Source organism: Glutamicibacter arilaitensis Re117, from assembly GCF_000197735.1.
GTDB classification, from domain to species: Bacteria; Actinomycetota; Actinomycetes; order Actinomycetales; family Micrococcaceae; genus Glutamicibacter; species Glutamicibacter arilaitensis.
In genome coordinates, this window is sequence record NC_014550.1 from 2911092 (window position 1) to 2936924 (window position 25833).

At 58.4% G+C, this 25833-nt stretch carries 23 protein-coding genes; 11 read left to right on the forward strand and 12 right to left on the reverse strand.

Features of this window, described 5'->3' with window-relative positions; genetic code table 11:
- The first annotated feature begins 40 nt into the window (after positions 1-40).
- The 4 genes from AARI_RS13960 to AARI_RS13975 all read left to right on the forward strand — a co-directional run bounded on the left by AARI_RS13960 (position 41) and on the right by AARI_RS13975 (position 3013).
- Positions 41-1399, forward strand: a complete 1359-nt coding sequence (locus tag AARI_RS13960; protein WP_013349925.1) for an FAD-binding oxidoreductase — start codon at positions 41-43, stop codon at positions 1397-1399.
- Between the two features lie 38 nt (positions 1400-1437).
- Complete coding sequence (locus AARI_RS13965; RefSeq protein ID WP_013349926.1) at positions 1438-1875, forward strand: hypothetical protein; 438 nt, start codon at positions 1438-1440, stop codon at positions 1873-1875.
- 93 nt (positions 1876-1968) lie between these two features.
- Positions 1969-2445, forward strand: coding sequence for an HtaA domain-containing protein (locus tag AARI_RS13970; protein ID WP_013349927.1), 477 nt, complete (start codon positions 1969-1971; stop codon positions 2443-2445).
- A 112-nt stretch (positions 2446-2557) separates the two neighbouring features.
- On the forward strand, positions 2558-3013 hold the full coding sequence (locus tag AARI_RS13975) for a hypothetical protein (RefSeq protein WP_041648976.1): 456 nt from the start codon (positions 2558-2560) through the stop codon (positions 3011-3013).
- A 23-nt stretch (positions 3014-3036) separates the two neighbouring features.
- Here the strand turns inward: AARI_RS13975 and AARI_RS13980 are convergent, their stop codons facing one another.
- The gene (locus AARI_RS13980; protein WP_041648978.1) at positions 3037-3852 is read right to left on the reverse strand and encodes a shikimate 5-dehydrogenase; all 816 of its coding nucleotides are present in this window, start codon (positions 3850-3852) and stop codon (positions 3037-3039) included.
- 102 nt (positions 3853-3954) lie between these two features.
- Here AARI_RS13980 and arr point away from each other — a divergent pair, with 102 nt between their 5' ends.
- On the forward strand, positions 3955-4365 hold the full coding sequence (gene arr / locus AARI_RS13985) for an NAD(+)--rifampin ADP-ribosyltransferase (RefSeq protein WP_013349930.1): 411 nt from the start codon (positions 3955-3957) through the stop codon (positions 4363-4365).
- Between the two features lie 75 nt (positions 4366-4440).
- Here arr and AARI_RS13990 read toward each other — a convergent pair whose 3' ends face one another.
- The 4 genes from AARI_RS13990 to AARI_RS14005 all read right to left on the reverse strand — a co-directional run bounded on the left by AARI_RS13990 (position 4441) and on the right by AARI_RS14005 (position 9041).
- The gene (locus AARI_RS13990; RefSeq protein ID WP_013349931.1) at positions 4441-5853 is read right to left on the reverse strand and encodes an aldehyde dehydrogenase family protein; all 1413 of its coding nucleotides are present in this window, start codon (positions 5851-5853) and stop codon (positions 4441-4443) included.
- Positions 5854-5878: 25 nt separating this feature from the next.
- A complete protein-coding gene (locus AARI_RS13995) occupies positions 5879-7309 on the reverse strand; it encodes an APC family permease (RefSeq protein ID WP_013349932.1) in 1431 nt (476 codons plus the stop codon).
- A gap of 112 nt (positions 7310-7421) precedes the next feature.
- Complete coding sequence (locus AARI_RS14000) at positions 7422-8345, reverse strand: AraC-like ligand-binding domain-containing protein (RefSeq protein ID WP_013349933.1); 924 nt, start codon at positions 8343-8345, stop codon at positions 7422-7424.
- Between the two features lie 102 nt (positions 8346-8447).
- The gene (locus AARI_RS14005; RefSeq protein WP_013349934.1) at positions 8448-9041 is read right to left on the reverse strand and encodes a TetR/AcrR family transcriptional regulator; all 594 of its coding nucleotides are present in this window, start codon (positions 9039-9041) and stop codon (positions 8448-8450) included.
- A gap of 129 nt (positions 9042-9170) precedes the next feature.
- Here AARI_RS14005 and AARI_RS14010 point away from each other — a divergent pair, with 129 nt between their 5' ends.
- From AARI_RS14010 to AARI_RS14030, 5 genes are all read left to right on the forward strand, one after another.
- The gene (locus AARI_RS14010) at positions 9171-11093 is read left to right on the forward strand and encodes a primary-amine oxidase (RefSeq protein ID WP_013349935.1); all 1923 of its coding nucleotides are present in this window, start codon (positions 9171-9173) and stop codon (positions 11091-11093) included.
- A complete protein-coding gene (locus AARI_RS14015) occupies positions 11068-11517 on the forward strand; it encodes a hypothetical protein (RefSeq protein WP_013349936.1) in 450 nt (149 codons plus the stop codon). Before AARI_RS14010 ends, AARI_RS14015 begins: the two co-directional genes overlap by 26 nt.
- A gap of 276 nt (positions 11518-11793) precedes the next feature.
- Complete coding sequence (locus tag AARI_RS14020) at positions 11794-13239, forward strand: NAD(P)/FAD-dependent oxidoreductase (RefSeq protein WP_013349937.1); 1446 nt, start codon at positions 11794-11796, stop codon at positions 13237-13239.
- The gene (locus AARI_RS14025; protein ID WP_013349938.1) at positions 13239-13607 is read left to right on the forward strand and encodes a cupin domain-containing protein; all 369 of its coding nucleotides are present in this window, start codon (positions 13239-13241) and stop codon (positions 13605-13607) included. Before AARI_RS14020 ends, AARI_RS14025 begins: the two co-directional genes overlap by 1 nt.
- Positions 13608-13627: 20 nt before the next feature.
- On the forward strand, positions 13628-15118 hold the full coding sequence (locus AARI_RS14030) for a gamma-aminobutyraldehyde dehydrogenase (protein ID WP_013349939.1): 1491 nt from the start codon (positions 13628-13630) through the stop codon (positions 15116-15118).
- Here the strand turns inward: AARI_RS14030 and AARI_RS14035 are convergent.
- The 3 genes from AARI_RS14035 to AARI_RS14045 form a co-directional block, all read right to left on the reverse strand.
- Positions 15105-16178 carry a CDP-glycerol glycerophosphotransferase family protein gene (locus AARI_RS14035; RefSeq protein WP_157867157.1) on the reverse strand — a complete coding sequence of 358 codons (1074 nt, stop codon included), beginning with the start codon at positions 16176-16178 and terminating at the stop codon, positions 15105-15107. The genes AARI_RS14030 and AARI_RS14035 overlap by 14 nt on opposite strands.
- A gap of 88 nt (positions 16179-16266) precedes the next feature.
- Positions 16267-17328 carry a metal ABC transporter solute-binding protein, Zn/Mn family gene (locus AARI_RS14040; RefSeq protein WP_013349941.1) on the reverse strand — a complete coding sequence of 354 codons (1062 nt, stop codon included), beginning with the start codon at positions 17326-17328 and terminating at the stop codon, positions 16267-16269.
- 68 nt (positions 17329-17396) lie between these two features.
- Complete coding sequence (locus tag AARI_RS14045) at positions 17397-18650, reverse strand: YibE/F family protein (protein ID WP_013349942.1); 1254 nt, start codon at positions 18648-18650, stop codon at positions 17397-17399.
- A 186-nt stretch (positions 18651-18836) separates the two neighbouring features.
- Here AARI_RS14045 and AARI_RS14050 point away from each other — a divergent pair, with 186 nt between their 5' ends.
- Positions 18837-19994, forward strand: a complete 1158-nt coding sequence (locus AARI_RS14050; RefSeq protein WP_013349943.1) for a CPBP family intramembrane glutamic endopeptidase — start codon at positions 18837-18839, stop codon at positions 19992-19994.
- Positions 19995-20049: 55 nt separating this feature from the next.
- Here AARI_RS14050 and AARI_RS14055 read toward each other — a convergent pair whose 3' ends face one another.
- The 4 genes from AARI_RS14055 to AARI_RS14070 all read right to left on the reverse strand — a co-directional run bounded on the left by AARI_RS14055 (position 20050) and on the right by AARI_RS14070 (position 25668).
- Complete coding sequence (locus AARI_RS14055) at positions 20050-21105, reverse strand: baeRF2 domain-containing protein (RefSeq protein ID WP_013349944.1); 1056 nt, start codon at positions 21103-21105, stop codon at positions 20050-20052.
- 215 nt (positions 21106-21320) lie between these two features.
- On the reverse strand, positions 21321-22430 hold the full coding sequence (locus AARI_RS14060; protein WP_013349945.1) for an NADH:flavin oxidoreductase/NADH oxidase: 1110 nt from the start codon (positions 22428-22430) through the stop codon (positions 21321-21323).
- Between the two features lie 58 nt (positions 22431-22488).
- Positions 22489-23844 carry a magnesium transporter gene (gene mgtE, locus AARI_RS14065; RefSeq protein ID WP_013349946.1) on the reverse strand — a complete coding sequence of 452 codons (1356 nt, stop codon included), beginning with the start codon at positions 23842-23844 and terminating at the stop codon, positions 22489-22491.
- A 414-nt stretch (positions 23845-24258) separates the two neighbouring features.
- A complete protein-coding gene (locus AARI_RS14070) occupies positions 24259-25668 on the reverse strand; it encodes an L-serine ammonia-lyase (RefSeq protein WP_013349947.1) in 1410 nt (469 codons plus the stop codon).
- Positions 25669-25833 lie beyond the last annotated feature (165 nt).

Sequence of the window (25833 nt, forward strand, 5' to 3'; positions counted from 1 at the left end):
AGCACCGCTGTCCTGCCAGTTCTCTTAACAGGAGTCCCCCGTGAATGCAGCCGCCACCCACGCCGTACTCAGCGCCCACCCGCGTGCCTCGCTCGATGAGGCCGAGCGCCAAACAGCCAGTATTGACCGCTCCGGCTATGTGCCCCCGAGCTTCGCCGACGGGGTGATCTTTGCCCAGAGCATCGATGACGTGGTGCTGGCGATGAAGCTGGCCCATGAGCATGGGGCGGTGATCGTGCCGCGCGGAGCCGGCACCGGACTGGCGGCAGGTTCCAGCGCGCAGGCCGGGCAGATCGTGCTGGACATGTCCCGGATGGACAAGATCCTGCACATTGATCCGGTGGAAGCCACCGCTCTGGTGCAGCCCGGGGTGATCAACGCGGCGGTGAACCAGGCTGCCGGGGAGCATGGGCTGTTCTACGCCCCGGATCCTGCCAGTACCGCGATTTGCTCCATCGGCGGCAATATTGCCACGAACGCCGGGGGCATGTGGTGCGCCAAATACGGGGTGACCCGTGAGTCGGTGCTCAGCTTGCTAGTGGTCTTGCCCGATGGGCAGCTGTTGCGCACCGGTCGGCGGACCATCAAGGGCGTGGCCGGCTATGACATGAATGCGCTGATGATCGGCTCGGAAGGCACCTTGGGCATTGTGGTCGAAGCGCTGCTGCGCTTGCGCCCCAAGCCCAAGCACACCGCCACCTTGGTCGCCTACTTCCCCGATGAGGATACTGCTGCGCAGGCCGCTTCGGCGGTGATCGCCCAACGGCTGACTCCTTCGGTGCTGGAGCTGATGTGCGGCAAGACCTTGAAGGCCGTTGATGCCGCCCTGGGTACCGAGCATGAATCACGTGGCGGCGCCTTGCTGCTGGCGCAGACCGACGGCTATGGGGCACAGCTGGAAATGCAGGCGCTGCGCGATGCGATCGCTCCGCTGGCCGGGCGCATCGAACTGGCCAAGGATGCCCAAGAAGCCGAGGCGCTGATCGAAGCCCGGCGCCAGGCCATCCCGAGCATGGAGAAGCTGGGAACCGCGTCGATCTGCGATATCGGGGTGCCGCGCAATCGGCTGGCCGAAGCTTTCGCTGGCCTGCACCGTATTCAAGATGAACGCGGAGTCTCGATCTTCACCATCGCCCATGCGGCCGATGGCAACCTGCATCCGATCATCGTGGTGCCCGAGGACCAATCCATTACTACCGGTGCACCCAAGGCCGCATTGGGAGACATGTTCTACCTGGCCCAGTCCTTGGGCGGCACGCTGACCGGAGAACACGGAATCGGCCGGCTCAAGCAGGATTGGATGGCAGAGGAACTGGGTGAGACCTCGCTGGACCTGCAACGACGGGTCCGCGCAGTCTTCGACCCGCAAGGCATCCTCAACCCCGGAAAAGCGATCTAAATCTAGAAGTTCGCCACTGACTTGGGTAGGGTAAATACATGGATGAGTATCTACCGGTGGCGTTCGGCCTGCCGCTCATGGCGGTGGCAATTTCTGTGGTCTTCCTGCTGATCGGGTTGGCACTGCTGCCCCACGCCCTGTTTCGCCGCAGAAGCTTCTCACGCTTGCGTGACGGGGAACAGACCTACGCCCGGCGTGCATCCATTCGTACCGAGTTCATTGTCGCGGCAGCTGCCGGGGTCATTACGGCCGTCTTCCTGGCCGTGGGAATCACCGGCTACAACAACGCGATGAGCAACCTCGAAGCGAACGTCCACAAGGCGTACAGCCCTGCCGAGCTGGACATCAAGTATTGGAATGGTTCATGGGCCACCGCTGATGTCACCTTTGCGGATGGCACGACCTACAAGGATGCCCAAATCTCCATGCAGGCGGCTTATCGTCCATTTATTGAGCAAAAGATGACGATGGATTAGCTGTCAGAGAACGTACAGCCCCTGCTCTAACGCCTATATGAAATACTGACCACAGAGTATTCTTACACCGATATCCTGTGGAGGGAAAAGATCATGACCGGAAATGGTGCGCCAGCAGGCGATCCGTTCCAGCCGCACCTCGAGTGGGGTCTGAAATCCTCGTTCGTAGGCTACATTTCTTCCCTTGCCGACGGACGCATTGAAGCTTCCAACGGGGTCTGGCAGGTAGGTAATGCTCTGGCGTTTCCTGTCTCCCCCGCGGTTGAGGTTCCCGAGAACGAAATCTGGTTCAACGGTCGTGTTTCCTTCTCCGGCCATGGCGGCATGATGAAGCTGAACCTGATTGAGCCACGCATCGTGAACCATGATGAGACCATCACCTTGACCATTGACGAAGCAGGCGAGCGCATTGCCATCGCCGAGCTCACCGAAACCAGTGTTTCGAACGCTTTTGGCTTGGTCAAGACCCGCTTCGCAGCGGTACTCACCGAAGCAGGATCGAAGCTCTTCAACGGCCAGTACCCTGCTGGTCAGCAGATGGAAGAAGTTGAGGTCGTGCTGCGCGGCTAGCAGCTGGTTTGCACCAAGGCTCGGCATGGAAGTGCCGGGCCTTTGGCGTATCTATCACCCGTGTTCAGTTGCCCGGGCTGGTTATCGTCCTTTAATATGGTAGGTTCGGATAATGTCGAGAACTTTCCTGTCGAAGATCAGAATCCTAACTGCGCTGAGCATTGCGATGATGGCTTTGTCTTTCGTCATGGCTCATTCGTGGTTATTGCAGATCATCACGCTGGGTCTAGGCGCTTCGGCGCTAATATCGGTCTTCGCCCGTCTATGCCAAATAAGGCGCACAAGTGCCGACAACCAGTCACTTCTGCTTCCCTCGCTCGCCATCACCGCGGCAGGTGCATTCATCTTCCGGTTCTTCATCTTTTGGGCGACATCTAGGCCTGCAAGGTACGCCGACTACATGCCCGAGAACGGTGTACCGATCACGAATGGAATTGCATTGAACACGCAATTCTTCCAGTTGCTATCCATGGGATTGATCGTGCTCTTGCCGATCGCGTTCTTCGTCCTGCTGATGGTATTTTTTCGTGGAAAGAACATCATAAGCCAGGTGAATACCGCCAACTAGGGCGCGTACTGATATTCGGGGCTTCAGGATCCCAGGGAGAATTCGGAGGCACGCAATACCTGCTCTTCACTTAGTGAATGGCCGGTGTACTTCTGAAACTGCGCCGCGGCCTGCAGGGCGATGACTTCTGCCCCGGTAATAATCTGCTTGCCAGCACTCCGTGCTTTGCAGATCAAGGGCGTTTCACTCGGGAAAGCCACCACGTCGAAGACGGTTCGTGCGGCATCAATCTGCTGAGTGCTAAACGCGAGCTCCTCAGACTGCGCGCCGTCCATGCCCAGCGGCGTGACGTTCACAAGAATCTCGTGTCCTGGAGCCGGGTCAGCACCGGTAAATCGGTAACCGTATTTATCAGCTAAGGCTTGGCCGGAAACTTCGTTGCGTGCCAGCACTGTCAGGTCGTTGAATCCGGCTTCGCGGAAGGCGGCTACGACGGCCTTGGCCATTCCTCCGGAGCCTCGGACAAGTACGGTGCTTGCAGGATCGAGTAGATGGCGTTCGATGAGCCTGGCGATCGCTTCAAAATCGGTGTTTGACGCGACTAATCGCCCATTGGTGTTCACGATGGTGTTGACCGAATCGATGGCTTTCGCGGAGGCTTCGATCTCATCGACCATCGCCATGACGTCTTCTTTGAAAGGCATGGACACGGAGCAGCCACGGATGCCTAAGGCACGGACCCCGGCAATGGCGCCGGCCAGGTCATCGGTGGAGAAGGCCTTGTAGATGAAGTTCAGGCCGAGTTCTTCATAGAGATAGTTATGGAAGCGAGTACCGATATTTGCCGGTCGACCCGATAACGAAATGCATAGGGTCATGTCCTTGTTCAAAATAGGCACGCGTTGCTCTCCCGCCGTAGTCATTGGTTCGCTACTCAATATACGCGGGTTGCACTTACCGGTGCTTTCGCGAATCCAGGCCGGCGATTATCCTCTTGGGGTATGAACAAGGAACTTGATAGCGGTCCGTTCTACCACGGCACCAAGGCCGCATTGCAGCCAGGAGATCTGCTGGCGGCCGGTTTCCCTTCGAATTACCGCCCGCAAATCATCATGAATCACGTGTATTTCACCGCCTTGGTCGACGGCGCCGGCTTGGCGGCTGAAATCGCCGCGCTGGACGGTACCCCGCATGTCTATGAGGTGGAGCCAACGGGTCCCTTTGAAAACGATCCCAATGTGACCGATAAGAAGTTCCCGGGCAATCCGACGCGTTCCTATCGCACTACGGAACCGGTACGGGTCATTCGCGAAGTCCATGAGTGGACCCGGCTGAGCGCCGAAGCTTTGCAGGAATGGCGCGAGAGGATCGCGCAGCTCACCGAGGATCCAAGCGCTGAAATCATTAACTAGGGCAAAGGCAACGACCGGTGTCCGATGCTCCCACCAGCATCGGACACCGGCCGCTTTTCCAGTGTTTGCCCCTGATCAGCCCTTGATAATCTGAGGCTGGGCCAGCGCCTTCAATCCGTCGAGGCCGAATTCCAGACCATATCCGGACTGCTTCGCTCCACCAAATGGGATACGGGGGTCAATGGTGCCATGGGAGTTGATCCATACGGTGCCAGCCTGGATCTGTGCGGCAACTCCAAGGGCCTTCTCGCGGTTGCTGCTCCAGACCGACGCGCCGAGTCCTACTTCCAAGGCATTGGCGTGCCTAATCGCTTCGGCGCTGTCTTTGACCTTGATGATCGGCAGGGCTGGACCGAACTGTTCCTCGGTGACCAGCCGGTTGCCCGGGTCGATATCGGCAATCAGCGTGGTCGGGTAGAAGTAGCCGGCGGCGCTCTCGTCCGGGTTCGCACCGAGCAGCACCTTCGCGCCCGAATCCACGGCATCCTTGACCAGGGAAGCGACGATGTCGTACTGGGCCTTGTTCTGCAGCGGGCCGAGCACGTTGTTCTCATCCAGCCCGGGACCCATTGGCATCGCCTTGGCTACGGCGGTTAGCGCTTCGCAGACTGCGTCATAGATGGATTCGGGGACGTAGAGGCGCTTGAGTGCCGCACAGGTCTGGCCAGTGTTGATGAACGCTCCCCAGAAGAGGTCCTCAGCGATGGCCTGCGGGTCGGCATCTTCCAGCACGATGCCCGCGTCATTGCCGCCCAGTTCCATGGTCAATCGCTTGACCGTGTCGGCCGAAGAACGGATGATCGCCTTACCGGTACGGGTGGAGCCGGTGAACATGATCTTGGCGATGTCCGGATGCGAGGACAGCTTTTCTCCCACTTCGCGGCCACCGGCCACAATCTCCAGGACATCGGCGGGCAGTACTTCATTCAATACATGAACCAGTGCCAGGACCGAGAGCGGGGTGTATTCGCTGGGCTTCATCACTACGGTGTTGCCCATGCGCAGGCTCGGGGCCAGCTGCCAGATGGAAATCATCATCGGCCAGTTCCACGGGCCGAGGGCACCGACCACACCCAGGGCGCGGTAGTGCTTGGCGGCATAGGTTTCGCCATCGTCCACGACGACTTCTGGATCAACCTCGTAAGCGGTCGCTGCACGCAGCCAGGCCGCCGCACCTCCGACCTCGAAGCGCGCATTCGGCCCGTTCAACGGCTTTCCCTGCTCGCGGGAAAGCAGCTCAGCCAGCGCCTCGGCGTTGGCCTCGATTTGGTCAGCGGCGGCATTGAGCAGGCGCTTGCGTTCGGCATGCCCCAAGGCATCCCAAGCAGGCTGCGCGGCCTTCGCTGCGACGACTGCAGCATCAAGATCCGCTGCATTTTGCTCGGCTACACGGCCAACCAGTTCCCCTGTTGCTGGATCGAGAATTTCGGTGCCACCGTTTGCTGGCTGGATTGCTTCCAGCAGTTCTTGGGCATTTGCGTAAGCCATCTTTGAGCTCCTTTGTACTGAAGTGTTATCCGACGGGAAGTTTGTTAGCTTTCGGCGCTTTTCGCGCAGAGGACCCGATAACCAGGGCCAGCACCCAGGCGATGAGGCCCGGGAGAATCACGATGCCTTGCAGGACATAACCGAGCATGCCCGGTTCTTCCATGCCAAGCAAGATCTCGAAGTTGATGATGATTTGCATGAAGACATATGCCAGCGCAATGCCGGCGATCAACGGTGCGATAACTCGGGTGATGACTGAATCGGAGGTGCGATTTCGCTTGAAGTATCCGATGACAGCAAACGAGGTCAAGGACATGAGCAGCACCAAGCCATAGGCAGCAGAGTTTGTCATCCAAGTGAACATCGTAAACACAACATACATTGGGTCTTTGCCGTGGGAGATGACAGCGAATATCAAGATCACGAGCAAGCCCAAGGTTGACTGTGCCAACGACCCAGCAACGGGTGCGTGGGTGGTGCGCGAGGTGGTAGATAGGAGCTTTGGCAGTGCCCCGCCTCGGCCCATGGCGTAGAAGTATCGGGCGATGACGTTATGGAATGCCAGCAACGCAGCGAAAAGACTGGTGATGAACAGGATATTGGCTAGGTCCACGAACCACAGCGGGGCATGGGCACCGAAGAAAGCGAAGATCAGGTCCGGACCTAGTTCTACAGAAGCGCCAATGACATTCGAAGCACCTTCTCCGACGGCTACGGCAAAGGCCGAGAATGCGTAGAAGCAGGCGATGATCACCACGGCAATCATCGTGGCACGACGAGCGGTGCGCTTCGGATCCTTCACTTCCTCGTTGTAAATGGTGCCTGATTCAAACCCCATGAAAGCAGCAATGGTGAAGGCCATAACCGCGCCCATTCCCGGGGCCACCGCATCAGCGAGGTTGAAGGATGTTGCCGGCTCAGGTGCTTCGGGAGCCACTGCGAAGGCCATGATGTTGTAGATGATCACTATGAGGAATTCGGCGGCGACGACGATGCCCAAGACCTTGACCGAGAAGTCGACACGGTTCATGCCGAGGAATCCGACTACTGCCCACGCGGCCAAGGCCATAACCCACCACGAGATAGCGGTGCCAAAGGAGGCATTCGCGAAAGATGAGGCGGCGAAACCGAACAAGCCGTAGATACCGATCTGCATCAGGTTGTAGCTGACCAAGGCGATCATGGCAGCGCCCACGCCTAGCGCACGGCCTAGCCCCTGGGCTACATAGGCGTAGAATGCTCCGGCATTGGGAATGTAGCGGCTCATAGCGGTGTAGCCGATGCTGAAGATCAACAGAATAGCACCAATGATCAGGAAGGACAGGGGCACGGAGGCCATGCCAGTCACTGCGTAGTTGGTAGTCACGCCTCCAGCTACAGCCGTCAGCGGAGCGCTTGCGGCAATGATCATCACGACCAAGGCCGGCACGGTGAGTGTGCGTTGTTCGAGTCCCATTCGTTCTCCCCTTAGGTGAGTGTTCCGATATCAGGATCTCGTGAAGCCGGATTTTTTCCTTGGCCTTGCGTGCAGGAGAATTGCCTGCGCGTGCAGAAACGTGTTCCAGCTCTCATGAAGCATTCCGGTATTTGCCCGGGGTTGCGCCGAACTCCTTGGAGAACATGCGGCTGAAACCGGCCGCATCAGCAAGGCCCACCCGTGCACCGATTGCTTGCACCGGAAGGTCTGCCAGGAGCGGGTCACGCAGCATCCGCGCGGCTTTGGCCAGCCGGCGATGGCGGATCAGTGCAGCCACACTGAATGGTTCTTTTTCAAATAGGGCGTGCAGGCTGCGCACGGACATGAAGTGAGCGGCAGCTATGCGCGCCGGGCCGAGTTCGACATCATCCAGGTGCGCCTCGATATAGCTGTTGACCATTTCGCGCTGCCGGCTCTTGGCATCAGCATGGCATTCGCCGCCCATTGCACCGTCCAGCGCGGTAGCCAGCAGGTCTACGGTATTGCGGGCCAGCTGGTACCCGCCGAATTCGTCCCATGCCGGCAAGTTGGAACCAAGATGGCGTAACAACGGAGCTACCGTTCCCGATAGCGGGTGGGTCTGCTTCAGCGATACTGCGGTCAGTTGGGAAACCTGTTGCTGAGACAGACGGAACTGGTCATGCGGTATCAATGCGACCATGACGGAGGCAGGTTTTTCGAAGGCCAGAGTGTAGGGACGCTGCGTATCGTAAATAGCCAGGTCTCCGGGAGCGAGCAGGGTCTCCCGACCGTCCTGGATCAGCAGACCATACCCATCGAGCTGGTATGAGACCTTGTAGAAATCCCCATCTCCGCTGGAAGTCAGGTTCTCGGTGCGTTGCACCGCGTGAGGTTTCGCTTGGATGCGCATCAGTCCGATATCACCGAGCATGGTGGCGCCAAGAGTTGCAGTGAAATGCCCGCCAGAAACTTGCTCGCTTTGCAGACGCACAAAGGCATCTGAGATGAGCCGCGACCATGCGGTGAACGAGTCCACGTGCTGAAGTTGATACATCCTTACCTCCCCATCGATCCCCCGAGCTGTGTCGGGCATCACGAATGAGGGTACGCCGAGCGGGAAGAAAAGTCACTATTTTCTTCACGCGGAGAATATCCGCTAGGAATCCTTGCTTAATCGACGCAGGGCATCAAGGCGGTACTGGAGCTGCTCTTCCAAGGCTTCAGCAGTATTGACGGCCTCATCGAGCACGCTGCTGATTTGCGCGCCCATCAAGAAGTTGATCATCGAGTCACGTGCCGCCCGCGCCTTGGGGTGCCCAGCTCCGAGCACCTCCTCAAACCAACTGTCCGCAAGCTTGCGCCAGCGGTCCATAGTTTCGGCATTGACGGTGGCCAAGGCACGGTCCGCCAGGGCCAGGTGCCAGAAGTGCACAGCAATACGACCTTCGTTGCGTCGCAACTCGTCCAGCGGCAGCACCTCGCGAGAGAATGCCTCCAATGCTCCCAAGCCCCGAAGGCCCTTGCAGCTGCGGGCAATGCGCCGATCGGTCGCTTCGGCGACATAGCGGAAAGTGGCTACGAGCAATGAGTCGCGCGTTGGAAAGTATGGCTTGAAGGCCCCGTTGGAGTAACCGGCGGCTGCGGCCAAGTCACGCAAATTAAGTTTCTCAATACCCTCGCGGGCAATGAACTTCCAAGTGACTTCAACAATCTCCCGGCGACGCTGATCATGATCCACGATTTTTGGCATGGTTAAAGATTAGCCATAAACACCTTATTTCCCGCGGAGGGTTGCATCGCAGTGGGTCCAGCCGTATTCTCTACAACCAGAGAATAATAAATGTTGTAGATCACACTTCACCGCCGAAGGAGCAGGCCCATGCCTACCACCACCGCCACAGATTTCACGTTGCTCTCAGAAGCAGAAATCACTGCTGCCAAAGAATTGCTGGTTCGCCACCAGTTGTTCACCGAGCACACCCGAATCACCTACATGGGCTTAGAGGATCCGCGCACCGACCGACCGGGACGTTTCGTTCGCGTGATGCTCATGGATAAGCTGACCAACTCCCCAAAGGATGTTCTCCTGAATCTGACCGCAGCAGCGGTGGTCTCGAAAATCGACCTGGATCCTGCCAAGGTCGGCCAGATGCCCGTGCTGCTGGAAGAATTCGAAATGGTCGAGACCATTCTGGCCGATGACCCGCAGTGGGCTGCAGCCTTGGCCAAGCGCAGCCTGAAACCAGAACAGGTTCGCGTCGCTCCGCTCTCGGCCGGTGTCTACGAGGACGAATACCCGCAGGAGTCGGGCCGCCGCATCCTGCGCGGACTGGCCTTCCGCCAAGATTTCGCCGAAGACTCAGCCTGGGCGCACCCGGTGGACGGACTGGTGGTGTACATCGACACCATTGCCGGCAAGATCGACCAGCTACTGGACTTGGAAATCATCCCCGTCCCTGAAACTCACGGCAACTACACCGACCCCGAGATGACCGGCCCGGTGCGCACCACCCAGAAGCCAATCAAGATCACCCAGCCCGAAGGTGCCAGCTTCACCGTGAGCGCAGGCAACCACGTGGAATGGGAGAAGTGGTCGCTGGATATCGGCTTCGATATGCGCGAAGGGCTTGTCCTCTACAACATCGCCTTCGATGACAAGGGCACGCAGCGCCGCATCCTGGACCGCGCATCCATCGCCGAAATGGTGGTCCCTTATGGCGACCCTTCCCCGGTGCGAAGCTGGCAGAACTACTTCGACACCGGCGAATACCTGATCGGCCGGCTGGCCAACTCGCTGGAACTGGGTTGCGATTGCCTCGGCGAAATCCACTACATCTCCCCGGTGGTCACCGATGCAGATGGCAACGCCCAGACAATCGCCAACGGTATCTGCATGCACGAGGAAGACGCCTCGATCCTCTCCAAGCACGCCGATGACTGGTCAGGAGTGAAGTACACCCGGCGCAACCGCCGCTTGGTGATCAGCTTCTTCACCACCGTGGGCAACTACGACTATGGCTTCTACTGGTACCTGTACCTCGATGGCACCATCGAATTCGAAGCCAAGGCCACGGGCATCGTGTTCACCTCGGCCATGATCGATGACCGCTTCGCCTCGGAAATGGCCCCAGGTCTCGGCGCCCCCTTCCACCAGCACATCTTCGGCGCTCGGCTGGATTTCGCCCTGGATTCCGGGCCGAGCCGCGTGATCGAGGAAGAAGCTGTGCGCCTGCCGATCAGCGCGGAAAACCCGCGCGGCAACGCCTTCACCCGCAGCCATACGGTGCTGGGCACCGAAAAGCAGGCGGTGCGCGATAACAACCCGACGGCCGGACGCACCTGGGTGGTCACCAACCCGGAGTCGAAGAACTACCTGGGCAAGCCGGTGGGCTACAAGCTCATGTCCCAGGGCCTGCCGACCTTGCTGGCGGCGGAAGGTTCCTCCATCCACCGCCGCGCTGAGTTCGCTTCCAAGGCCCTATGGGTCACCAAGCGCGACTATGATCACCGCTACCCGACCGGCGACTTCGTGAACCAGAATCCAGGCGTGGATGGCATCGGCTCATGGATTGAGGATGACAAGAACATCGATGGCGAGCAGATCAGCCTCTGGCACACCTTCGCACTGACCCACTTCCCGCGCACCGAGGACTGGCCGATGATGCCGGTGGATACCGTCGGTTTCACCATCCGCCCCGAGGGCTTCTTCGATCGCTCGCCGGTGCTCGATGTTCCTGCCCCGGTCCAGCATGGTTGCTGCTCCACCGAGGTATCCGATGGCTGCTGTGGCAGCGACAGCTAGCCATATCCACAGCCGTTCAAGCGGACACCGCGCGCTGGGTCTGGCTTCCTTGGGCCTGGCCGCGGTTCATCTGCTGGTGCTTGCATTGCTGCCACATAACGTGTGGTGGGTACTGGCTCTGGGAGCCATGACTTTGTGGTGCCTCAAGTGCTCGTGGTGCGTATTGCGTGGGGGTTCGCCTTTGAGCCTGCTGTCGATGAGCGCGCTCATGGGTTCCTGCCACGTAGCAATGGTCATCGGGCTACCGTGGTTTGCCGGCCACCACCACAATCATTCCGGGCATGCTGCCACGCATGCGTCGCTCATGCTGGGCATTGCGGTTGCCGAATTCCTGCTGATGTATGGCGCGGCATGGCTCAGCCGCATAGATCAAGACAGGGAAATCCAAGCTCAGTACGGGAAATCAATCTCGGCGCCCATCTAGCGGAACCCGGTCGTCGACGCACGGAATAAGACTGTCGGATACTGGGTTCCGCCTCAGCTGATGAACCTTGACAACCTTGCGCAAGGCAAGCTTAGATGAGTAATGAATCACATTCACTTTGATTCATCTTTTTCGAGAAGAGGGATAGCCTTGACCGCCGAATGGCTCTCATCTGGCATCCTCGGTGCCCAGCAGACGGCAAAGCCGCAAGGACCGCTCGTTGTGCCATTGCCTCGATAGCGACTACTGATCCAGCTATCTTCGAGGAAAGAACCAATGAGCACCATCAATGAACTGACTTTCGACAGGCATGAAGCCGAAGTCTCCCCCGCACTGATCTCCCAGGCACTGGCATCCGCCAAACGCACCAGCTACTGGCTGGACGATGAGCGTCGCCCCGCACCCCACCCGGCACTGCACGGTGCGATCAGTGCTGATCTGCTGATTGTCGGCGGCGGCTACACCGGGTTGTGGACAGCGCTTCAAGCCAAGGAACAGAACCCCGACCGTCATGTGGTGCTCATCGAGGGCCAACGCTTGGGCTGGGCCGCATCGGGGCGCAATGGTGGTTTCTGTGAAGCATCACTGGTGCACGGCGAAGCCAATGGCGAAAACCACCTGCCCAAGGAGAACGCCCTGCTGGCCGAACACGGTCTTCAGAACCTCGATGAATTCGAGCAATGCGTCAAGCGCCATGCCATGGACGTGGATTTCATCCGTGAAGGGGCCCTGAACGTCGCCACCGAGCAGCATCAGATTTCGTGGGTAGCCGAAGAAGCTGAAGCCGAAGGCGTTGAGTACCTCGATGCCCACGAGGTCAAACAGCTGATCAACTCCCCAGATTTCCTGGCCGGCGCCCGCGACCGCCATTCCACCGCGCTGGTCCACCCCGCCAAATTGGTCTGGGAACTGGCCCGGGTCTGCCGCGATCTAGGCGTTGAATTCTACGAGCACACGCACGCCGTGGAATTGAAAGATGAGGGCAGCCAGATTCAGGTGCTGACCGCCGATGGCCAGATCAATGCCAAAAAGGTCGCACTGGCAACCAACGTGTTCCCGTCCCTGCTCAAGCGCCACCGCTCCCGCATCGTCCCGGTGTACGACTATGCCCTGATGACCGAACCGTTGACCGTTGAGCAGCGAGAGGCCATCGGCTGGGATGAGATGGTGGGGTTGGCTGACCTGAACAACCGCTTCCACTACGCCCGGCCCACCATCGATGCCGGAGGCAACTTCCAAATTCTTTACGGCGGCTACGACGCGGTCTATCACTTCGGCGGTAAGGTCCGATCCAGCTACGACACTAATCAGCAGACCTTTGAGAAGCTCGCAGCGCATTTCTTCGGCAGCTTCCCGCAGCTGGCGGATGTGAAGTTCTCCCATGCGTGGGGCGGTGCCATCGATACCTGCTCGCGCTTTTTCTCCTTCTTCGATCTGAGCCACGGAGGCAAGGTTGCCTACTGCGCAGGTTTCACCGGCCTCGGCGTTGGAGCCACGCGATTCGGGGCCAAGGTCATGCTGGATCTGCTATCGGGCCAGAAGACCGAGCTGACCGAATTGGAGCTGGTTCGCACCAAACCGATCCCCTTCCCTCCGGAGCCCGCTGCATGGGTGGGCGTGAAGCTCATGACCGATCATCTGATCAAGGCGGATCACAATTCAGGTGAGCGTTCGGCCTTCCTGAAGCTGATGGACAAGATCGGAATGGGGTTTGATTCCTAATGACCAGCAATTCGCTTCGGGCCAGCCATCATCAAGCCAGCCGCCTTGGACTCCCCCACCAAGAGATCGAATCCGAACAGCAGCTAGCTGGTCAGCCGGCAGCGACTGTCGGCCTCATGGAACTAGGCACCCTCGACGATGCTGAAATTGGCGTCTGGGAAATGTCTGTTGGTGCCATGGCAGATATCGAAAACGACGAATGGTTTGTCGTGCTTTCAGGACAGGCCACAGTGCAGATCTTGGAGGCCGGCGGTTTCGCCGCTCAAGAAATTGAGTTGGCCCCCGGCAGCGTAGTTCGGCTCCATCAGGGCATGGAAACCCGGTGGACCGTTACCCAGACGCTACGCAAAATCTACTTCGCCCGCTGAATCTTCACAGGAGAACTCCCATGACTACTTACGATTTTTCCCTTGGACATCAGTTCATCAATGGCCAGCAAGTCCGTGGACGCGGCCCGGTATTGGAACGCGCCAATCCGGCGACCGGGCTCAAGTTGCTGGATGTCGATACCGCTGACCTGGAACAGGTCGATCTCGCGGTGCAAGCCGCCGCCGAGGCCTTCAAGACCTGGTCCAAGCTCACTCCCGGCGAGCGCTCCGACCATTTGCTGGCCTTCGCCCGCGAACTTGAAAAGCGTGCTGATCTGATCGCCGAGGTGGAGACCGCGCAGACCGGCAAGACCATCCGCATGTCTACCGAATTCGATGTTCCCGGGTCCATCGACAACGTGAACTTCTTTGCCGGTGCCGCACGCAACCTGCAGGGATTAGCGGCCGGGGACTATGCGGGGAATACCACCTCGATGATTCGCCGCGAAGCGATCGGCGTAGTCGGTTCGATCAGCCCGTGGAACTATCCGCTGCAGATGGCTGCGTGGAAGGTTCTGCCAGCGATCGCTGCCGGCAACACCATTGTGCTCAAGCCCAGCGAGCTGACCCCGGGCACTTCGGTGCTCTTTGCCCAGACAGCCAAGGATGCAGGACTGCCCGATGGCGTGATCAATATTGTCGTCGGCGATGGGCCCAATGTTGGTGCGCCGTTGGTGCGCCATAAGCAGGTGAAGATGACTTCCTTCACCGGTTCAACCGCCGTGGGGCTGAAGATCATGTCCATGGCGGCCGAGACCGGCACCCGTGTTCATCTTGAGCTCGGCGGCAAGGCACCGTTTGTAGTCTTCGACGATGCTGATATTGAGGCCGCTGCGCACGGTGCGGTGGCCGGTTCGACGATCAATTCCGGCCAGGACTGCACCGCTGCCACGCGTGCTTATGTGCATACCTCGGTCTTCGAGAAGTTCACCAGCAGAGTCGCCGAGTTGATGGATGCCATGGTGGTGGGTGATCCGACCGATCCGGACACCGACATGGGCTCAATGATCAGCCAGGCGCATCTTCAGAAGGTTTCTTCGATGGTTGAGCGTGCTAAGGAGGACGGTGCGAGGGTACTGGCTGGAGGCCAGCAGGTATCTGGGGCGGGCTACTTCTACCGTCCGACCTTGATCGTGGGCGCGACCCAGGATTCTGAGATTGTGCAGCAAGAAGTCTTCGGCCCTGTTCTGGTGGCCTTGCCATTCGACAGCGATGAGGAGGCAATCGAGCTAGCCAACGACACTCCTTATGGTTTGGCGGCCAGCGCCTGGACCAAGAATGTTGATCGTGCCATGCGTGCCAGCGCTGAAATCCAGGCCGGGTGCGTGTGGATCAACGAGCATATTCTGATCGTGTCCGATATGCCTCATGGCGGTTGCAAGGCCTCAGGAATGGGCAAGGATATGAGCCAGTATTCCTTCGATGAGTACACCAACGTTAAGCACGTGATGATCTCTCATGATCCTGCCGCTCATCGGCAGTGGCAGGATACGGTCTTCAAGCAGCGCTAGGACGCCACGAAGGCAGACCGTTGAGCAGCTGGTTCAGTTTCTTCGTTGCCACCCCAGGTTCGGTGGTGGCAAAGAAGTACTGGGCCAGCTGTTTTTGCGCTCCGGCAACTCCCGAAGCAGCGAGTTCCGCCACCCTCTGGGCCAGGCCGTTGGCGTTGCCCAGGTGCTGGCCCAAGGGCAGTCCGTCAAGGAGCTTGCTTGGCCGGTCCCCGGAGAGAAGCAGCGGGATGTTCAGTGCTACGGCGTCATAGGCCATGGCCGAGGTATCGCAGATGGCAACATCAGCCCACACCATTGACTGCGCCGCATCACCGACAGGGTCCAGTGTTTGGGCATAAGCGCTTTTGAGGCCCGTGACGGCCTTTTTTGCCTCGGCCGAAACGTCTCCGGTCTTTGGATGCGGACGGAAGCGCACTTCGAAACGCTCGTCGCTAGTGAGTTGGGCTAGGATCCGCTCGCCCAGCGTACTCACCGAAGAGTACGCCATTGCTTTCGAATCGCCTTCCCAGGTCGGTGCATAGAGCACGCGGATTTTTTCCGATGGGCGGGGCAGCTCCAGTTCGTCGAGCTGCGGGCGTCCGATCTGCACCAGATGCTTTGGGTCGAAACGGGCTATGTTCTCGGTGATCCGTTCCACGGCTGCCGGTCCGGCTACACAAGCGAAGTCATAGGCTTTGAGCTGGTTGGAGACCATGGAAGCCTTTTCGCTTTCGCCATGGTTCAGGTGGATATGCGCCGGTCCGTTAAGTCGAAGCATAGTGAAGTTTCGCTGCGCGTTGTTCACGTAATTGATGGATTTGGTATCCCACTCGCGCAGCTTGGTCTCGATCTGTTCAATGGAACGCGAGAACAAGATCGGCAAGCTGGTGGCGGCCAGGGCTTCGCGTGCGCTCAGGGCGTCCATGAGCACGACTCCGACTTTGAGTCCTTGGGAGGCCAAGCGCTCAAAAGTAGCCAGCCAGACCCCGAGCTGATAGAACTGCCCAGGGCCTTCGGCAAAGAAGATCACATGATCTGCTTGTTCTATTCCCCGGCCAGCGTCCGCGATTTCTGTCCGCACGGACCGCTCCGCTAGAAGGGAGCGTGCCTTACCTGTCGCTTGAGTGATCTGGGAAGAGAACAATGCCATGCAATAAGTCTACGTAGATTTACCCGTTGATCGCGGAATCCAAGTCGGAAATGTTGGATTCCATCCATTCAAGGTAGCTGGAATCATCCTGAATGGTCTCTGTAAAGTCCACTACCGGCACCTCGCCCTGTTCAGCGCTTTTCTTCAGCTGCTGGGTTTCGCTGCCTTCGGTTTGCACGTTGTATGCCAGGATATCCGCTTCGCCGGCAGCAAGCTTGTCCTTAGCAGTTTTCAGGGTCAGCGGCGCCACGCCTTCGCCTTCTTCGATGGCTTCGCTCAACCCTTCGGGGGTGAGATTATCCATGCCAGCGTCCTGCAATAAGTGGAATGGAACAGGCTCGGTCATCATGAAGCTCTTACCATCAAGCTTGGCGGCTTGAAGCTGACCCTCCAGCTTGGCCAGTCCTTCGGTGAAGGTTGCTGCGTTCTGCTTGTACTGCTCGGCGTTGGCGGCATCGAGCTTGGAGAAGGACTCTGCTAGCTCGCCGGCAAGTGCCTCCACGGAATCCAAGTCGTACCAGATGTGTTCGTTATAGCCGGCGTGTGCGTGTCCTTCATGCTCGTCTTCGGCTTGCTCTTCATCAGCGTGCTTCGCATGCTCCTGAGCGCTCTCGCCCTCATGCTCCGCCTCATCAGCGTGCTGCGCATGCTCCTCGGCACTCTCACCCTCATGCTCGTCTTCAGCCTGCTCGGCTACCGGCGAAGAATCGACCGCGTGCATGAGCGTGATCTGTCCCAATGCCTTTTTCGGGAGGGAAGAAACCAGAGAATCCATGAATTGGTCATAGCCTCCGCCGTTTGCCAGAACCACGTCCGCCTCGGAAATCGACAGCTTGTCGCGGGCAGTTGGTTCATAGGAGTGCGGATCCTGCGCGGTCGAGGTGATGATCTCGCTGACCGCGACGCTCTCCCCGCCGATGGCACGGGCGATCTGGCCATAAACATTCGTGGTGGCCACGACGCTCAGCGCAGCATCGCTTTGCGAAGCTTCGCTCTCGGTGGGGCTACCGCATCCGGCAAGGATCAGTCCGGCAGCAGGCAGTGCGACAGCAGCTGCGAGCAGTTTGCGGTAGTTCTTCATGGGACTCTCCATCTATGTCAGGTCGCTATTGAGAACTATTCTACATTACATATGAGAACGGTTCGCACCTAGGAATCTGATCCCACACTTTGCAAAGTCCGTTTACCGTGTGCGCCACCGGTACCCGTGGCCTTCACAACCATGACAGCAATAGCGGTAGTGACCGGGATTGCGAGCACCAATCCAATGGAACCAATCAGAATACGAATAACTTCTTCAGCCATAGCGCCAGAGCCAAGAGTGATTCCAAAACTCTGATTGCTCAAGGCCGCGATGGCCAACACCGGCAGCGCCGCGCCAGCATAGGCAAAGGCAATGGTGTAGACGGTCGAGGCGATATGGTCGCGGCCGATGCGCATGCCTCGGAAGAACAGCTCCTTGGCCGGGGCCTTGGGCGAGGATTCTGCCAGCTCCCATACGGTTGCTGACTGGGTAATTGTCACATCGTTGAGCACACCCATGCCACCGATCAGAACACCGCAGATTAGCAAGCCAGGCAGGGAAATTTGCGGGGCCACCGTCGATAAGGTGATCGCCGATTCGTCATTGGCGCCGGTCAGCGCCGCTGCATCGGTCAGCCAGAGCACCATGCCAGCTGTAACGCCCAGGCCAAAGAGCGTCCCCAACAGCGCAGTAGATGTCTTTGCGTTCAATCCGTGGGCGAAATACAACGCGACAAACATGATGGCAGTAGAACCGGTGAGACCCACCAGCACCGGATTGCCGCCTTCCAGCAGGGCCGGAACCATGAAGACGACCATGAAGGCGATGCCACCGACCAAGCCAATCATCGCGCGGGTTCCACGCCATCCAGCAACCAGCACCACCACCAGTCCGTAGGCGATCGCCAGCAGCACCATCGGCAAGGTACGCACGAAGTCAACGAACACGTAAGGGCTTCCGCTGGTGGTATCTACGGCAGACAGATCCAGATAGCGGATGCTGTCGCCGGCACGCGCATCACGTGATTGCAGCATTTCTGGTGGGATTTCGAGCTGGATTTCTGCCCCGCCGGATTCAGGCATGACGTAGGTGACTTGGCATTCGAGCACTTTGCCGCCGACGTCTTCCAGACCTTGGGAAGATGGGCAGTCACCTACGACATTGCGCGTGACGGTGCCAACTTGCATGGTGGCTCCACCGGCGGTGTCCATTGCACCGTTCAGTGCGAATTTGTCGTAGTTTCCTTGCGGCCACAGCAAGATGACCATCACCAGGGCCAGGGCACCTACGGGCGCAAGCAATGCCCATAAGATGATTGAAGCCCGACGGCGTCGTTTGGGATCCTGCAAAATCGGTTCGTCATGGTGATGATGGCCCACGGGGTGTTGCTCCAAATCAAAGAAGGCGAATCGTTCTTTCCAAGTCTAGGAGCAAGCCGAACAGAATTCGGCGTGCAGGCCACGTGCCTTGCGTGCGGTCCGTGTCGATGACGTTCGAAAGGATGACCTGATAAATCCTCCGTAAGGTTCATGTCTTCACACGCCGTTGAACGAGAGAATTGACTCATGAGCCTGCCAATGAATTTGCCACCTGAGGTGCAACGCCCCGAGGGTGAAACCGAGTATCCGTTCCATCGCCTGATGCGACGCAGCCAGAACTACCGCTGGTGGAAACCGTTGGCGTTCACGGGCACTGGCATTGGCTTCTTCGCCGCGGCACTTGTCATCGCCATCGTGGTCATGGTCGTTGCATTGCTGGCCAATCCGCTGACCTGGAATGCGGAAAATCCAGATGAAGCTCCTAACGCTTTCCTGATGAATCCTGACCTGAACATGGCTTCGGCCGCGGACTTCTCGATAACCATGGCCTCCCTGATCATCATGATTCCGGCGGTTTACCTGGCCTACCTGCTCCTGGGACCCAAGCCTGTTGGCTTGCTGCTCTCGGTGGCTGGCAAGTTGCGCTGGCGGTGGTTCGGACGGGCCATCGGGATTAGCGCCCTTTTATTCGCCGTGTATTTCGCACTGAACTTCGGATTAAGTGCATTAGGTATTGGCGAGTCCGCCCCCGTGCCTGCCAGCAGCATACCGACCGATCCGCTGTTCTATGCGCTGCTGGTCATCTTATTGACGCCATTCCAATGCGCTGCTGAAGAACTGGTATTCCGCGGCGCATTCATGCAGGTGATCGGCAGCTGGCTGAAGCATCCGCTCTTTGCCATCCTGTTGCCAGTACCGTTCTTCGCCATCGGCCATCTCTACGATATCTGGGGGCTCCTGGATGTGTCGGTGTTCGCGATTGCGGCGGGCTATCTCACCTGGCGCACCGGCGGCTTGGAAGCAGCAATTGCGATGCACATCATCAACAACACGTTCTTGTTCTTGCTCGGGGCAATCGGCGTGGTTGATCTCAACGCTACGGAATCCAATCCCCTCTCGCTGGTCTTCTCGATCTGCTTCACCGCCCTAATGACCTTCGTTCTGGTCAAGCTCGCGGCAAAGCACAATATCGCGCGCTCCGCTGGCCCGCTTCCGGCAGTTGTGCCGAGCCCGATGCTGCAGCCGTGGCAGATGAACCAGCCGCCGATGAACCCGAATCAGGCCTACTGGGCTCCTCCTGCCTACCAGGCCGGCACCCCGCAGGGTGTTTCCAGCGATCCAGCGGTTGCCCCGCCGACTTCCCCAACTGCCGATTTTCCAGATCGGCAGAGCCCAGACAGCTAGAACGTAAATTGATCCGCCCAATTTCTTGGGCGGATCAATTTAAGTGCCACGCTATTTAGGATTTCGCCCAACGTAGCAGGGCTGCGATTCCTGCTCCATCGGGCAGTAGCGAATCCGGGACGTAGCGAATACTTGCATCAGTCAGTGCGGTTGCCCGCAGCAGAACTTCTGGCGCTGGCCATTCTCCGAGGACCGACTCTGCGTGGTCTTCGCCTTCTTGATGGGCAATCCATGGTTCCGCGCTCAAGGCGCGCAGGGTGTGCTCGCTTTGATATTGGCCAACAAGCACCATTTCGGCCTGCGCTGATTGCAACGCAGTAACAACTTCGTCGAGCCCAACTGCTAGTTGCGCTCTTCCGTTGCCGGACTGGGCAGCGACCTTTGATTCCAATTCAGCCAGGGCATTGGCTTTCACGTCCTCTACGAGCTTGGTAATTTGCGCATCAACATGCTTGGCATCTGCGCCGCCGGTGCGCGTATGCGAGTCGATGACGTCTACGTAATCCTTCAGTGTTCCAGGAAGGGCACCTAAGACTGCTTCACGAGCCTTGATATCGCCAGAAAGAATGATCAGGCGAACGAAGTTCTCGTTGGACATTTCACTGATTAGTTCGGCAACTTCATCCGCATTTCGACGAACCATCTCATCGGCTGCGGCCTGTGCCTTGGGCTGGTCGTATTCGCCGGGCACCTTGCGCGCATGGTGGATTTCCTCCGGTAATCCGACAATCCCGCGACTGCCCAGGCGTTCAGGGGACGCGGTGTTATACAGGTGTACCTCGCCTCCGTCCTTGCTCACCTCGGCTACGAGGTAGGAGAAGGATCCGCCACGAGATCGAGCCAGCGCCGTGAAGTTCGGGAACGGACCGACATCAACTGATGAATTGGAAACTTTCAGGCCTGGGATGACTTCGTTCAAGACGACTTCACCACCATGCACAGCTACGAACCTTGCTACTGGTGCTTTCAGTCCTTGGGCTGGCTCCAGTGCGCCGATTAATGCTTGGACATCGCCGGGCTGCGCCTGCTGGCTCTTGAGCAGCTTGGCCACCTCTTCAGGAAGTCGATCCGCCGCTTCTTGAGCGGCAGTGGTTCCTAACGATGCATCCACAAGAGCTGTACTCCATGAGCCACTTCTCCGATAAAGCGAAGCGTCGATTCCATTAGAATCCGCGCGTAGTGCCATGCTGACTCCCTTCCGCACGCGAGCCTTGGCCGCGATGCGACTAGATCCGTGGCACTAACCTAACATCACTATTCAGTGGCTGGAAGAGGTAACCAGAAACTATGTCGTTGTTTGGACGAAATCAGCAAGATAAGAACTGTTTACCAATGGCCACGCCAGTATTGTGCAGGAGCTGCCATCTCGGCACCCAGCGCTTGGGCGGCACGGTTGGGCCATTGGGGATCGCCCAACGCCGCACGCCCGATGCAGACCCCGTCAGCCTGCCCGGTCCCAACGATCTGTCCAGCCTGAGCCGGTTCGGTAATGACACCCACCGCGGTGACGAACGCATCCTCCGGGAGCGCTTCTTTTACAGCCTGCGCCAACGGCACTTGGTATCCCGGACCAGAAGGTCCGTAGAACTTGCCAATGCCTGCACTGGACAGATCAAAGTGGCGCACCCCGAAGCCGTAAAGCTCCTTGGCAAGCTGGATCGTGTCAGCAATGACCCACCCTTCTTCAACCCAGTCTTCACCCGAGAAACGGATGCCCAAGGCCTTGTTCTCTGGCCACACAGCTGCCACAGCCTCGATGATTTCGCGTAGGTAACGAGTACGGTTTTCAAAGCTTCCACCGTATTCGTCGGTGCGCTTATTAGACAGCGGCGATAAGAACTGATGCACCAGATATCCGTGCGCAGCATGGATCTGGACCAGGTCGAAACCTGCAGCGTCGGCACGCTTGGCCCCCTGAGCCCAGTCCTGCACCGAGTCCTTGATCTGTGCTGTACTCATCTGTGTTGCCGGCTTCAGCCCGTAAAGCTCGCTCGGTGAGGAAGTGAAGGTTTCCCAACCGCCTTCTTCATCGCCGATGCTGCCCACTTTTCCTGCATCGGCCAAGTCTTTGAGCCAGCCATAGGTCGATGCCTTGGCTCCAGCATGTGCCAGCTGCACCCCTGGCACTGCCCCTTGGGAGCGAATGTATTGGGTAATCGGCTTCCACGCTTCGACCTGTTCTTCATTCCACAGACCGGTATCGCGATCGGAAATTCTGCCAGCAGCCACTACCGCTGTTGCTTCGGTAATCACCAGGGAGTACCCGCCATGGGCCATGGAGCCCAGGTGCGCCAAGTGCCACGCCGTTGGAACGCCATCGCGTTTTTCGACGGAGTATTGACACATGGGCGGAAGGACGACGCGGTTGCGCAGCTTCAGGCCTTCGCCGCTTCTGGTAGGGATGGTGACAGGCGCAAAGAGTTGGCTTTGGGGCATACCTAGTACGACACTGGCGTAGCCGAATTTATTCCTTGCACGACACTGCGACTAGAGGCTATCCAAGAATGAGTACAGCAACAGAAAGGTAGACGATCAGTCCGGCAGCATCAACGAAGGTTGAGATGAACGGGTTGGAGAACACTGCAGGGTCCACCTTGAAGAATTTTCCGATAATCGGCATCACCCCGCCAATGGCAGCAGCAATACTGCACAGGGCCAATAGGCTAATCCCGATCACCAAACCGATGCGCGGGTCGAAAATGATTCCGGTAATGGCCCATGCCGCTGCGCCTAGGCAAGACCCCAAGGCCGCACCAATGCGCACCTCGCGCAGCAGGACCCTCCAGAAATCGCTTCCCCTCACATCGCCCATAGCCAAGGCACGAGTCACCGTGGTTGCCGCTTGGTTTCCGGTGTTGCCTCCGATCCCTACGATCAGCGGGATGAACAAGCTGAGCACCACCATGGACTCCAGAGTCTCCTCGAAACTGGAGAGCACTTTGACCGTCAAGGTTGCACCGATGGCCAGCACCAGCAGCCAGGTGATGCGGGCTTTGACCAATTGGCGCAGCGGCGTCCCCAGATATGGCCGGTACAGCGGTTCTGCTCCGGCGCTTCGTGCTGTGCGGCGTTCCTCCGCATCCTCCAAGATCTGGATCGCCACGGGCAGGCTTACTACTCCAAGCAAGCGCCCTTCCTGGTCAAGCACCGGCAGCAAGCTCAGTTTCTGGTCTGTCGCCAAGCGGGCGGCCTTTATTTCGGCATCGGTGGCTTGAATGCTGGGGCTCGGGCGGTACAGTTCGGCTACAGGCCTTTGGGCAGGTTCGGTGAGCAGTTTGCTCAGCTTGAGCGCTCCCAGAAGCCGGCGTTCATTATCAATCACCATGATCAGCCCGGGTTGTTCTGTCCGCTCCAGCTGCGAGCTGAGGCGTTCTATGGTTTGGGCTACTGAAAGCTGGGGGTGGGTCGCCAAGAATTCCGGATTCATGGTACGTCCAACACTGGCTTCCGGGTATCCCAGGAGGATTCCCGTTGATTGGCGTTCGTCCTTGGATAGTCCGGCCAATAGTTTGGTGGCCACGATTGCGGGCAGTTCATCAAGCAGCGCTACCCTTCCGGCAACCCCAAGCTGGGTGAAAGCATCGATGACCGTTTCTGATTGCAGCGAACGTACCAGTTCGGCTTGCACCGCGGCATCGAGCTCTTGGAATACTCGTACCGCAGTTTGCTTATCGAGCAGACGGTAGGCCACTGCTGCGTCGGTTGCATCCAACGCTACGAGATGTGCGACGCATTGTGCGGTTCCCAAACCGGCAAGCAGGGCCGCGGCGAGGTGGAGATCTGCGCGATTCAGGTGTGAGCGCAGGGTGCAGGAAATAGTAGAGAAGTCTACCTTTTCTGGTGAGATCATGAGTTTGGTCCAAACGGCTCATTTGGCGCAGGAATACGGTCCTGCCAGCAACTTCTCACCGCTTTATCACCATGAGAAAACAGGGAGATAAATCAGTCAATATTTGCGTTCAGGTCTTTGCGCCGGTGACATGGATAAGAGTCACGAACTCGAGGGGATCTCATGGCTTGGGGCGTGCCCGATGAGGCTGCTTCAGCTACGAATTTCCGGGTGAGTTCGTGTGCATAGATCGACTAGAACTGTCTTCCACGACGCTCACCTCCCTGGGTTAGTTTGCGAATATACGCAGTGGGCCTACGTCAAGTTCTATCAGGAAATACGGAGCATTGCTCCACCGTAGGGCCAAGATCACGTTTAACTAACGCGGGAGGCCGGCAAAAGCCGACCTCCCGCCAACAGGCTACTACTGGAAAACTAGCATTCAACTACGTTGACGGCCAGGCCGCCCATGGCAGTTTCCTTGTACTTGTCGCTCATGTCCTTGCCGGTTTCGCGCATGGTGATGATGACTTCATCCAGGGTAACGTGGTGCTCGCCGTCGCCCATCAGGGCCATCTTCGCAGCGTTCACTGCCTTCGAAGCGGCGATCGCATTGCGCTCGATGCATGGGATCTGCACGAGGCCGCCGATTGGGTCGCAGGTAAGTCCGAGATTGTGTTCCATCGCGATTTCCGCGGCGTTCTCGACCTGGGCGGGGGTGCCACCAAGGATTTCGGCAAGGCCGCCGGCAGCCATGGAGGATGCCGAACCGACTTCACCCTGGCAGCCGACTTCAGCACCGGAGATCGAGGCCTGTTCCTTGTACAGCACGCCGACAGCACCGGCTGTCAGCAGGAAGCGGACAACCGCGTCATGCTTTTCTTCTTCGTTCCAGTACTTGGCACCCGGAGCGTAGTGGGTGGCATAGAACAGTACCGCTGGGATGATGCCCGCTGCACCGTTGGTTGGCGCCGTGACGACTCGTCCGCCGGAAGCATTTTCTTCGTTCACTGCAAGTGCGACCAGGTTGATCCATTCCTGCCAGTAGACCGGATCCCGGTCCTTGTCTTCCTTGCGCAGGCGTTCGTGCCATTCCGGTGCACGGCGGCGAACCTTCAGGCCGCCTGGCAGTACTCCGGTGCGTTCCAGCGCCGAGTCCTTGCAGGCTTCCATCACTTCATAGATGTGGACCAGGCCATTGCGGATTTCTTCGCGGGAACGGTAGGCCATTTCATTGGCCATCATGATGTCGGCAATGGACAGACCGGTTTCCTTCACATGCTCCAACAGCTTGGCTGCCGTAGTGAAGGGATATGGCTGCTTGTTCAGTTTGGCTTCGAGGTTTTTCTCAATGCGGTCTTCGGCGCCTTCGCGCACGATGAAACCGCCGCCGACGGAGAAGAAGGTTTCATTGGCTAGTTCGTTGCCCTCAGCGTCGAGGGCGATGAACTTCACGCCGTTGGTGTGGCGTGGGAGGACAGTCAGCGGGTGCTGGACCATGTCTTCGACCTTGTAGTCCAAGTCTTTGCGATGCTCCAGCTGTTCTGCCAAGCGCAGGGTGCCGGTAGCTTCCATGTCGGCCAACCGCTCATCAACCTGAGCTGGGAGCACGGTTTCCGGTTCAAAGCCTTCAAGACCAAGCATGATTGCGGTGAAGGTTCCGTGGCCGCGTCCGGTAGCGGCCAAGGAGCCGTAGACATCGACTCGGATATTTTCCAGCGCGTCGAGTTTGTCGTCGCGGATTACTTGAGCAATGAATGCGTGTGCTGCACGCATTGGCCCCACGGTGTGGCTGGACGATGGTCCGATGCCAACCGAGAAAAGATCGAATACGCTAACCGCCATGGCGGGTCACATCCTTAGAACTTGGGTAATCCGTGAATTCGAGTTCCGGATCATTGGAATGTAGTTCCAGAGCTGTGCAGTGCGCTGCATGTCTCGGTGACGCGGTGCGCTGCTCTGGGTGATGAAAGACCGCGGGCCCGAAAAGCGAATGATTCCACTTTCCGG

Excerpts from the sequence above, each read along its gene's own strand:
- AARI_RS13965 (WP_013349926.1), top strand. The coding sequence starts at position 1,438 with ATGGATGAGTATCTACCGGTGGCGTTCGGCCTGCCGCTCATGGCGGTG.
- AARI_RS13970 (WP_013349927.1), top strand. The coding sequence starts at position 1,969 with ATGACCGGAAATGGTGCGCCAGCAGGCGATCCGTTCCAGCCGCACCTC.
- AARI_RS13975 (WP_041648976.1), top strand. The coding sequence starts at position 2,558 with ATGTCGAGAACTTTCCTGTCGAAGATCAGAATCCTAACTGCGCTGAGC.
- arr (WP_013349930.1), top strand. The coding sequence starts at position 3,955 with ATGAACAAGGAACTTGATAGCGGTCCGTTCTACCACGGCACCAAGGCC.
- AARI_RS13990 (WP_013349931.1), bottom strand. The coding sequence starts at position 5,853 with ATGGCTTACGCAAATGCCCAAGAACTGCTGGAAGCAATCCAGCCAGCA.
- AARI_RS13995 (WP_013349932.1), bottom strand. The coding sequence starts at position 7,309 with ATGGGACTCGAACAACGCACACTCACCGTGCCGGCCTTGGTCGTGATG.
- AARI_RS14000 (WP_013349933.1), bottom strand. The coding sequence starts at position 8,345 with ATGTATCAACTTCAGCACGTGGACTCGTTCACCGCATGGTCGCGGCTC.
- AARI_RS14005 (WP_013349934.1), bottom strand. The coding sequence starts at position 9,041 with ATGCCAAAAATCGTGGATCATGATCAGCGTCGCCGGGAGATTGTTGAA.
- AARI_RS14010 (WP_013349935.1), top strand. The coding sequence starts at position 9,171 with ATGCCTACCACCACCGCCACAGATTTCACGTTGCTCTCAGAAGCAGAA.
- AARI_RS14015 (WP_013349936.1), top strand. The coding sequence starts at position 11,068 with ATGGCTGCTGTGGCAGCGACAGCTAGCCATATCCACAGCCGTTCAAGC.
- AARI_RS14020 (WP_013349937.1), top strand. The coding sequence starts at position 11,794 with ATGAGCACCATCAATGAACTGACTTTCGACAGGCATGAAGCCGAAGTC.
- AARI_RS14025 (WP_013349938.1), top strand. The coding sequence starts at position 13,239 with ATGACCAGCAATTCGCTTCGGGCCAGCCATCATCAAGCCAGCCGCCTT.
- AARI_RS14030 (WP_013349939.1), top strand. The coding sequence starts at position 13,628 with ATGACTACTTACGATTTTTCCCTTGGACATCAGTTCATCAATGGCCAG.
- AARI_RS14040 (WP_013349941.1), bottom strand. The coding sequence starts at position 17,328 with ATGAAGAACTACCGCAAACTGCTCGCAGCTGCTGTCGCACTGCCTGCT.
- AARI_RS14050 (WP_013349943.1), top strand. The coding sequence starts at position 18,837 with ATGAGCCTGCCAATGAATTTGCCACCTGAGGTGCAACGCCCCGAGGGT.
- AARI_RS14060 (WP_013349945.1), bottom strand. The coding sequence starts at position 22,430 with ATGCCCCAAAGCCAACTCTTTGCGCCTGTCACCATCCCTACCAGAAGC.
- mgtE (WP_013349946.1), bottom strand. The coding sequence starts at position 23,844 with ATGATCTCACCAGAAAAGGTAGACTTCTCTACTATTTCCTGCACCCTG.
- AARI_RS14070 (WP_013349947.1), bottom strand. The coding sequence starts at position 25,668 with ATGGCGGTTAGCGTATTCGATCTTTTCTCGGTTGGCATCGGACCATCG.